Raw genomic sequence first — 10,020 nt, 5'->3', positions numbered from 1 at the left:
CAGCAGTTTCCTCTGCTATGAGGTACATTAATGACGGTTTTTAACGATAGCTAGAATAGCTCAAAGCGCCACCGAGTCTGTTGTTTCTTCCCCCCATCTCCCCATCCCCCCATCACAGCGCAAAGCGCTGTATTAACCCACACTCCCCTGATTATTCTTTCGTAACTTGGCCGCCAGAGTCGGAATCTTTCTCCTACTACTCTAAACTTGTTTAGCTGTCTAATCAGATATTCTACAAAAATTCTTTCTCTGGCTTTTCTGCGGTTTTCTTCTTTTTCTTCTTCTGCTGTTTTTGACTTGCTTAAGCACTTTTGAAGGTCCCCCACACTTTCTGATAGACTCACTTTTAACCGACCTGCCATAAATACCTCTCTATTGCTTTACTCTTTTCTTCCCCATTCTCCTACCATTTCCCCACTACAACGCTTTGCCCTGTAAAATGTCCTGCAACTTTTGATAATAGCGATTGGCATAATACCAGCGAGGATTAGTTTTTAGATTCACCGATTCAAGTTTTGTCCCTAGCTCGTTGACCACTTGATTAAGGGTTTGCAGTTGTTCTTCATACTGTTCACGTTCTGCCATCAGTTGAGTCACTATTTCTTGCAAGTCTTGACGTAATTTTACACTCTGGGCGTGTTGCTGCCAGAGTTGTTCGCGGTCGATTTTTAATTTCTGATTGTCTTGTAAAAGTTCCTCTATCTGTTGCTTCAAATCTTCAATTTCTAGGAGTAGTTGATAGTATAAGGCTTGATTGAATTTCCGCTTGTTAGTTTGGGGAGCCGGATCAATAGTATCTTCAGACTCAGATGGCAAGGTGGGGGCGATTGCTTGAGGGTCAGGACATAACCATTGCACTGCCTCTATGAGTTTTTCTGTGGTAATTTCCTCCGTTTTCCCAAGTCGATGTTGTTTGAAAATACCGCCAATACACTTGGACGCATACCAGAGTTGATCGGAGCGTAAATAACAAGTGATACGATAAACTACAGAATAGTTAAAGGGTTCCCAATAGACCTGAACTTTGAACTTTTTGTGTTTGAGTGCCCAATCTACAAATTCAGGGCTACCCACCTCTAAACCCGACTCTGATAAGGCTTTGCTCTCTATTCTAGAGCGCGGGTTAATGTGACAGGTAACGAGGGGATAGGATTTCATAATGATGGCTTGTGGCTATGGGCAGGTTTAGAGATTAAAGAGAGTTTTCATTCGAGATTTGATTTGCTGTAAGAGGTCGGTTTCGTCATCTTCTAAGAGGCCATATTCCGCCAGAAGCTGCTTGCGCTCTTGGAGTTCAGTTTGGTGACGATGGAGATCTTGGGCAATTTGTTCAGCCATTTGGGGGTATTGGTGGAGGACTTTGCCAAAGTTGAGGCGATCGATCAAGAATAGGGTGGTTTCTTCGATCGCGATCGCCGTAGCCGTTCGATTTCCCCCAAGCATGAGCGCCAGTTCTCCAAAAGATTGTCCTGAAGAGAGGGTAACTAAGGGTTTATTGATTTTCTCCACAAAGATGCGGACAGAACCAGTGAGAATAATATAAAACTCATCTCCCGGTTGATCTTCCCGACAAATATAATCCCCCACCTCAACTCGTTTAATTTTGCCCTCCATGACTAACTGGCTTAACTGTTCAGGGGTTAAGCGCTGATAATAGGGAACTTGGGACAGAAGTTGAGGTAAATGGGGATGATAATCATAAACTGTCCGAATACAGGATGCTTTTTTCTGCCATTTCTTCAAGGCGGTGAGTTCGTAGGGGTCATCGTTAGATTGGCTAACCTGGAAATTTAATAGGTTTAACTCGTCTTGAAGGCTTTGTTGGCGATCTCCGGTTTCTACCGCCATATCTACAAAGACTCTAGCTAATTCGCCCACTTCATCTTGACGTTGATATAAATTCTCTAAGGTTTGGGGATTAAAAGATTGGGATTTAATTTGATCGGCAGCTTCACTAAATTGAAAAATAGGTTGTAGAACCCAACGACTGACTCCTAAGCCAATCCCCAAAGATGATAATAAAATCAAAAGTTCTAAGACGAAAGTTATCCAGGCTTGGATAGCTACTTGTTGCATAAAATCTTCTTCAGGAATAATCACCACAATCAGCCAGTCTAAGCCTAAGCGATCGCGAAAGTTTTTGACTTGAAAACTGACATATTTTCTTTTCCACTTAAGAGAAGAATTCACGGTACTTTCAAGTCGAAAAAAGCTGCCAAATTGGTTGAGTAAATTTTCCGCGATCGCCGAAATCAACTCATTTTCACTACCGACAATATTCAACCGATCTTGATGACGTTGAGCTTCTGCAATCAAGTCTGGATTAGAACTGGCAATTAAGAATCCTTCGCGATCGATAATTAAAACTTGTCCAGTTTTACCAATCGTTAAGTCTTGCAGAAATTCATTGATTCCCTGAAAGAACAAATCGACCGCCAGAACACCAAGGACTTCTCCTTGAGAATCTTTAACAACTTGTGCAGCAGTAATTGTTAATTCTTGGGCAGAAAAATCTTGATAAATATCAGTCCAAACGGGTTTATTGGATTGGAGTGCAGCTTGATACCAAGGACGAACACGGGGGTCATAATTAGGGACTTGATGTACAACTTCAGTTTTGCGACCATCGCTAGTGGTTGCGTAACGGATTACACTAGAATTCGTTGCTTGTCCAGCCATACTAATTCCAACTTCTCCTGAGTTAAGAATAGTGGCTCCCCTAAATTCTCCTTGAGGATTGCCAAAATACAGACTTTTTACACCTTCAAAAATTTGAATCTGATTCCAAAAATAGAGTTCTAAACTAGGTAAATCCTCTAGATTGAGACCGCCTAATGTAATGCTTTGGAGGTTAAGCTGATTGATCGTATTAGGGACTGACAAATAATCCCGAAGATCATCTTCTACATGAGCAGTAGTTGTACGGGCTAACTCAACGGAAATTGTATTAATATTTTGTCTGGTCTTTTGAAATAGAACAATGGCTATCAAGCCGACAACTAAAACCGAAGGGGCAACAATTAAAAGAGGCAGACGATAGCGGATAGACAGATTCTTAATCATGTTTTTCAAGGGGCGTTTTTCGGCGGATTTTTTGTGATTTTTGTTTCAAGTAATCCCAGTAACTTAAATTTAATTCTGGAGAATTTTCCGTATCCTCTGAAGAAGATACTTTGGTTTTGTATGTGCTTAACTGTTCAATCCTTTTTTCTAAGTTGCTTTGTTGCTCTTGAATTAACAAGGCCATTTCTTCAAACACACGACTGAATTGACCGATTTCGTCATTACGCTTCACTAAATCTGCAATTTTTTCAGGTTTAAATCTTCGATTTTTCAGTTGTTTTGCTGTTGTATTTAACCGCAACAGAGGAGACACCACCAATTGATGCATATTCCAGACTGCCAAAGCACTGCCCACAGTTGCTGCTAAAATCATGAAAATATAAATAGTTCTTTTTTTAGCCGGATGAAACACATTTGGTTCTGATAATGCCACAACTACTACCCAGTGCAAGTTCCAGTGGTTTTCAATCGGCTCAACCCAAACCAATTGCTTTTGTCTATTATGGTAAAAAATCAAGGACTGAGGTTCAGATATGAGACTAAAATCACTAAATTTGGCGATCAAAATTTCTCCGATTTTTTGCACCATTGGATCGGGACTTTGAGTAATCATTAAGTGGGTTTCTGATTCTGGATCAAATAGGGTTAACGGATCGGGATCAGAACTGGCAATCAATCGTCCATCTTGTTGAATAATTAAAACTTTTGCTGCTTTACTAATGGGTAAATCACGGAGAAATTGATTCAGACTATTGAGAAAATAATCAATTCCTAAAACTCCAACTAAATTCCCTTGGCGATCGCGTACTGCTTGAGCTGCCGTAATTCCTAGCTGGCGAGTGGTAAAATCTGGATAGACAGGACTCCAAACTAGATTGTTCGTTTTCTGTGCGGCTTGATACCAAGGACGAGTAGTGGGATTAAACACTGAGTCTTTACTCAATACTTGACCCCGTTGACCGTTTCTATCTAGGATATAAGTGATATGTTCGTGATCCGTATTTTCCCCAGAATAAGACTGAGTAAATTGCCCACTTTCATTGAGTTTAATACCAATAAATTCTTGGTTTGGACTGCCAAAATAAATATTACTAACCGAAGGGAAAAAACGAATTTTATTATAAAAATTAATCGTTAAGTTCTGTGTGTCTTTCCATATTGATGGATTAGATTGATAGCGATTTAAGCTCAATTTATAGATAATCTCTGGTTGTCGAAGATTAAGGTGTACCTGACTTTTGATTTGCATCACAGATTCCTTCATCCAAGATCTAGAGAGTTCATCTACAGTTTTATCTGCATTATAGATTGCTAATACTCCCGTAAATGCTAAGGTTGCCATTAAAGGTGTTACCGTTAAAATAGGAATGAGTTTTTTTAGGGAAACCATAAATAGACCTGGATAAGATATTCTTTAAATTATTCTTTATTTCTAATCCATTGTGCTTTACGCTTTAATGCTTTGAAATAAGCCATTTCTAATTCTTGCGCTTGGCTTAAGTTAGCATTATTCATTCTCAATTTTCGCACTTGTTCTGCTAGATCTTGCTGCCGTGAATCAACCACTTTAATCATTTCATCAAATCCCCGCGCTAATTGTCCAATTTCATCCCCTCTCTGACTAATTTTTCGTAACTGTTTAGATTTTATCATTAAGTTCCCATCAATCACTTGATTGACATTTTGGGCAATTTCCAATATGGGTCGGGTGACTTTGCGCGATAAAATATAGACAATTATTAACAAGATTACTGCTACTAACAATCCTCCAAATAGTAGGTTAAGAGCAATAGTTCCCGAAACATTAAATGCTTCTTCTCGTGTGATTTCCACGAGAATTCCCAAGTTTTTATCTTCTAACCATCGGTAACTGCCAATCACTTCTACTTGTTTATGATTTTGATAAAAATCGATCCCATCTTGACCTGACATAGCAGCATCAATTCCTGGACTGCGTACCCATTGATTGGCTAATTCTGAATCTTGGGTATCTACCAATCGATTTTCTTGTCCCTGTTTGCGGATTAAATACGATTCATCTGTCTCCCCTAATCCGGTGGCTTCTTGCATGATTTCATGAATTTTTTCTAGGGAAAGATCAACGGATAAAACCCCTATTCTTTCCCCTTGATCGTTGAGTAAAGGAGTCGCAAAGGTCATAGCGGTTTCCCGTGTAATCGGAGAAGTATATAAGGTTGGGCGAACGGTTTCTAGATTTTCTTGCGTAAAATAAGTAACCGTGTTCCCCAAGGGTTGATAGTTTCCTTCTTCCTCTCCTTCAGTTGAGATAGAAACAATCCCACTGTTGGTAGATATGGATAAAGACTGAATTGTATTTTCAGTTTCTAAAATTGTGCTAAAATAATCTTCAATTGTTTGATAAGATTGCTGATTTTTGTTGTCTAGAAAACTAGAATAAGAGTTCACTAATGTTGGCGTTTGAGAGATCAGCAAGATGGTTTTATGTTGTTGAGAAAACCAGTTATCAATCTGATTTTCTTTAATGGAAATCACGACTTCCATTTGACTGGTAATCGATTTTTTCAGCAGCTCAACAGACTGATAGTAAATGACGATCGCCAGCCCGACCACTGAAACTAGGGACAACACGGAAAAATAGCCCACATGCTGGATCAGTAAACTATTGTGCCAACGTTTCATTTTCTTGTCCTCATGATGTCTTATTCCTTTTCGCCCTCTGAATCTAGTGTTGCAATTGGGTTAAATGCCGTCTGCGCCAGGCAAAATGTAAAAGATTAATCCCCAATTCTTGGGCATTGCGAATTTTTTCTCTGGGTAACTCTAGTCCACTCTCGAGTCCCCACGCTAAGGATAAATCCCCGATCGCCAAAACTACGCCTCCCCAATTAAATAGGCGAACCGGATTTTGCTGAATTTTGGGTAGGGCACTAAATAAAAAGGGTTGGGTTTTCAGGGGATGCCATGGGGATAATTGCCCTAAATCAGCGCCAGACATGCCTAGATTAATGGCTAATTGTTCTATAGATGCACAAATCTCTTGAATTTGGCGATTTAATTCCTCTTCGCAAGCTGCTAATTCTTCGTTTAACTGGGTTTTTACCTCTTGTAACTCTACTGTATCGCCAATATCGGCGATCGCCTCTAACAGTTCCTGTTGTACAAAACTTAACTCATCTACCTGGGTCTCCTCTTCCAATAGCTCAATGAAGATCACCCCCCCTAATCCTACATAGGCTCGTAAACTTGCCTGTTGAGCCTCATTCGTATTCAGCGCCTGATTGTAGCTTAAATAGATTAAATCATAGCCTTGCCAAACTAACCCCTGACGAGTTGCCGTCATCTCCCAAGATTCCTCCAACCCTTCCGAGTTCTCTGTATTGCTCCAGGTAACCGAAGCAACTTCTTCAATGCCTCGCATTCCCGGATCGAGGGCTACAAAGGCCTGTAGTAAACAGGATAAATTAGAAGCCGTCAGGCGATCGCCCCCATTTCCACCCTGCATATAGGCAACCTGTACCGTTCCTTGGGGGCGAACTCCCACAGGAGAGCGATAGCGCAGATCCAACTGATTGATCTGGGGCGCAAACACATCCCCAACGTTGCCCCCTTCGACTCCGCTCAGGGAACCCCCAGAGGGGGATAACTGCACCGTTCCAGGAGAGAGCTGCAAACGGCATAATTCCACTTCTAAACCTGATGGAGGGGTGCTTTTCTCATCAATGCGGAACGTTTCCGGAACCAGTTCCACCTCAGAATTGCGCTGTAGGGTTTCTGGATCGACATAACTGAGTACTAAATAGACTGTAACTGGGATTTCCTTGGGACTTAGAGCAATGCGAAAGGCGATCGCCTGATCGACAATAATTGGATTTCCCATCCGGTCAATAGCCATCCCCGGTTGTACTTCTACCCAGCGTCCGTCACGATACTGGGCTGCGATACTATCAGGAGCTGAAATCACTTTCACCCCCAAACCATAAACAATTCCAGGTTGATGGAGCGCCTGATAATATAAATTCTGGCGCTTTCGATGATATTCATGGGCCCGTTGCCAACGATGAGCATTTAAAAGCAAACCATCATGGACAACCAACCGTTCTAGAGGAACAGGGTAGGGAAGCTCTGTGCCACTTCCGGGATCGGCAGATAACGTCACAAGCCTTACTCAATCACGATCTGTAACAGACAGTATGGCCATAAAACGGTCATTTTCAGAAAAAAATTAAAACTTAATTAACTTTTGGCATCAGGAGGTATTGCTCCATTATCCACTAATCAAGTTGCAACTCATAGGTACAAAATGCTGGTTTTTGCTGGTCAATCACCTGACGCACCAAAGCCTCATCCACCGACCCTGGAGTATCGGGTTGCAAATGTACCCGAAAATGAAACGGCTGACCTCCACCCAACAGAGCATCTTGTCCCAAAATTGAATGGTCTAAAACTAATCCTTGGCTAAAAGTTTCCAGAATAGCAATATGTTTATCTTCCTCCCGTTCCACATCATCATCCAAGGGTAAACCCGTAGCCAAATGTAAATAGAGTCGCAACCCTCGCCGTGTGCCTCGCCAGCGATAAATTTCTAAGGCATGGCGAATGAGCGATCGCTGTTGATCTAAACTCAAATAAGATTGCAATTCCCAACCCACCCAATGGGCTAGAAATGGCAACATAGATTGGGGCGCAGTTAAGGGATCGAGATAGGCAAATAAACTCGCCATCATCTGCACATCTGGGTTAAACGTTTCTTCAATAATCTTCAAAAACCGCCCCACAAAATCAACTTCCCGATAGATTTGGGGCAAAAAGTCTAAATACCTAGACTGGGGACGCACATAAAAGTTAATATCCGCCACATCAATCAGTTGGCTCACCGTTCCTGGCATCGCTCCATACACCTGAAGCCGACCACTATAATTAATCCGTAAACTTGAATTTTCTCTTAGGGCCAGGAATGCCTCAAAAAAGTCATCCGGTGCTTGGAATTCGATGATAATATCTTGGCTGATTCCAGGAGAGATTTCAGAATTTTCCCTCTCGCAAGAATACCAAGCCTGGGGCAAATTTCCCCGAAATTCTAGGGTCACATTCAAGGGGTGTTCTCCAGGATTACCCAGTTTGACCATAAGCTGGCTGGGTTCTCCTGGAATCAGCATCAGGGGAATCCCTTCAGGAGCTAAGGGGTCATGATGCAGTAATTCCGGGTCTGCATCTGGCAGACGCATGGGAATTACCTCAAGAGAAAGAGGACTCGAACGCGCAAGGGTCATGGTACTTTGGGAATCAAAAATTATAGTTTACCAATTAGCCATTGCCCATTACCAGCGCTATAATTTGCAGGAAAGATCAGGTGTCCTCATGGTAGATTTGACCTCACGTCAAGAGTTAATAGATTTGTTTTGTCAATTGGCTTATCAAGAGGGAGATTTTTTACTCTCTTCTGGCCAAAAAAGTTCTTACTATATCAATAGTAAACCGGTTACCCTCCATCCCCAAGGAGCTGTAGCGGTGGGCGAGTTGTTGTTAAATCTGCTTCCTGAAGATGTGCAAGCCGTGGGAGGATTAACTTTGGGAGCCGATCCAATTGTGACTGCCGTGAGTGTCGTTTCTGCTTATGAAGAGCGGCCCATCTCAGCGTTAATTGTGCGTAAGGAAGCCAAAGGTCATGGAACTCAGGCTTATATTGAAGGACCGACCTTACCCCAGGGCGCTAAGGTGGTCGTGCTAGAGGATGTAGTCACTACGGGACAGTCGGCGATGAAAGCGGTGGAGCGCTTGCGCGCTGTAGGATACGAAGTGAACCAAATCGTAGCATTAGTCGATCGCCTCCAGGGAGGTGCAGAATATTACCAGTCCATGGGGTTAAAGTTTGAAGCTCTGTTTAGTATTGAAGAGATACAACAGCGCTATAAAGAGAAAGAAAATAGGCAATAGGGATGGGTTAAGATCGAGATAAATTCTGATTGAATGAGGACTTATATTGTGCTAGTTACTACAACAGATGGTTTAGATGGATATCAGATTACCGCTTATCATGGTGTCGTCAGTGGAGAGGCAATCTTAGGGGCTAATATCTTCAAAGATTTTTTTGCTGGTATTCGTGATATCGTGGGCGGGCGCTCGGGAGCTTATGAGAAATCACTCCGGGAAGCCAAAGAAACCGCGATGAAGGAAATGGTAGCTGAGGCTCAGAAGATGGGCGCAAATGCAGTTATTGGTGTCGATCTTGACTATGAAACCATTTCAGTTTCGGGTGGCAGTAGTATGCTGATGGTCGCAGCAAGTGGAACGGCGGTGAGTTATAAATAACCCATGTCTATTTTTCCCAGTGCTACCGTAGCCAGTGTCATTTTAGCCGGAGGGCAAAGTTCCCGCATGGGACAGGACAAGGCTCTGATTCCCTGGAATGGAGTCCCTTTGCTGCAACGGGTATCGGAAGTCGCCACCCAATGTACAGAGCAGGTATATATCGTTACGCCTTGGCCCGATCGCTATCGGGCGATCGCCCCCCCACATTGCCAGTGGATCGTCGAGTCCAACCCTGGAAACGGGCCCTTAGTTGCTCTCTCTCAAGTTTGGGAAAGAATTCAACATCCCTGGATTTTGTTGCTCGGTTGCGATTTACCCAACTTAGACCCCACTCTTTTGCAGCATTGGATCGCCCAACTCTCCGACATTCCTGAATCAACCTTAGCCGTTGTTCCGATTCAGGGAAAGTACTGGGAACCCCTGTGTGGATTTTACCGTCTCGATCTTCAACTGACTCTAAAATCCTTTATCCAGAATGGAGGTAACTCCTTTCAACACTGGTTATCCTCCATTCCAGTACAAGCCTTACCCGTAGATGCCACAGTTGCTCAGATGCTCCACAACTGCAATACACCAGAAGATTGTAGTGGCGTGGCAAGCTTAATTTGATGCAATAGGATTTTGCTTAAATTCTCTAATTTCAACAATCATAGCGATTTCCTAATG

Annotated in this window: 9 protein-coding genes; 3 read left to right on the top strand and 6 right to left on the bottom strand. The window is 42.5% G+C overall.

The annotated features are described in order from the left end of the window. Positions 1-417: 417 nt before the first annotated feature. From J7529_RS23620 to J7529_RS23595, 6 genes are all read right to left on the bottom strand, one after another. Positions 418-1,158 carry a hypothetical protein gene (locus tag J7529_RS23620; RefSeq protein ID WP_318731013.1) on the bottom strand — a complete coding sequence of 247 codons (741 nt, stop codon included), beginning with the start codon at positions 1,156-1,158 and terminating at the stop codon, positions 418-420. A gap of 27 nt (positions 1,159-1,185) precedes the next feature. Further along, positions 1,186-3,063 carry a cache domain-containing protein gene (locus J7529_RS23615; protein ID WP_318731012.1) on the bottom strand — a complete coding sequence of 626 codons (1,878 nt, stop codon included), beginning with the start codon at positions 3,061-3,063 and terminating at the stop codon, positions 1,186-1,188. Next, entirely contained in the window at positions 3,056-4,453 is a 1,398-nt protein-coding gene (locus J7529_RS23610; RefSeq protein ID WP_318731011.1) for a cache domain-containing protein, read from the bottom strand. Before J7529_RS23610 ends, J7529_RS23615 begins: the two co-directional genes overlap by 8 nt. 29 nt (positions 4,454-4,482) lie before the next feature. Next, positions 4,483-5,724, bottom strand: a complete 1,242-nt coding sequence (locus tag J7529_RS23605) for a cache domain-containing protein (RefSeq protein ID WP_318731010.1) — start codon at positions 5,722-5,724, stop codon at positions 4,483-4,485. A 43-nt stretch (positions 5,725-5,767) separates the two neighbouring features. After that, positions 5,768-7,201, bottom strand: a complete 1,434-nt coding sequence (locus tag J7529_RS23600) for a hypothetical protein (RefSeq protein WP_318731009.1) — start codon at positions 7,199-7,201, stop codon at positions 5,768-5,770. 115 nt (positions 7,202-7,316) lie between these two features. Then, positions 7,317-8,315, bottom strand: coding sequence for a phage tail protein (locus tag J7529_RS23595; protein ID WP_318731008.1), 999 nt, complete (start codon positions 8,313-8,315; stop codon positions 7,317-7,319). An 88-nt stretch (positions 8,316-8,403) separates the two neighbouring features. Between J7529_RS23595 and pyrE the strand changes: the two genes are divergently transcribed. The 3 genes from pyrE to J7529_RS23580 are packed head-to-tail and all read left to right on the top strand — an operon-like array spanning position 8,404 to position 9,963. Further along, the gene (gene pyrE / locus J7529_RS23590) at positions 8,404-8,979 is read left to right on the top strand and encodes an orotate phosphoribosyltransferase (protein ID WP_413038976.1); all 576 of its coding nucleotides are present in this window, start codon (positions 8,404-8,406) and stop codon (positions 8,977-8,979) included. Between the two features lie 48 nt (positions 8,980-9,027). Next, positions 9,028-9,354, top strand: coding sequence for a YbjQ family protein (locus J7529_RS23585; protein ID WP_318731006.1), 327 nt, complete (start codon positions 9,028-9,030; stop codon positions 9,352-9,354). A gap of 3 nt (positions 9,355-9,357) precedes the next feature. Next, positions 9,358-9,963, top strand: coding sequence for a molybdenum cofactor guanylyltransferase (locus J7529_RS23580; protein ID WP_318731005.1), 606 nt, complete (start codon positions 9,358-9,360; stop codon positions 9,961-9,963). The last annotated feature ends 57 nt before the right edge of the window (positions 9,964-10,020 follow it).

The sequence above is a fragment of the Roseofilum sp. Guam genome (assembly GCF_017746735.1).
In the GTDB taxonomy this organism is placed as follows: Bacteria; Cyanobacteriota; Cyanobacteriia; order Cyanobacteriales; family Desertifilaceae; genus Roseofilum; species Roseofilum reptotaenium.
This window is presented reverse-complemented; position numbering and strand designations above follow the sequence as displayed.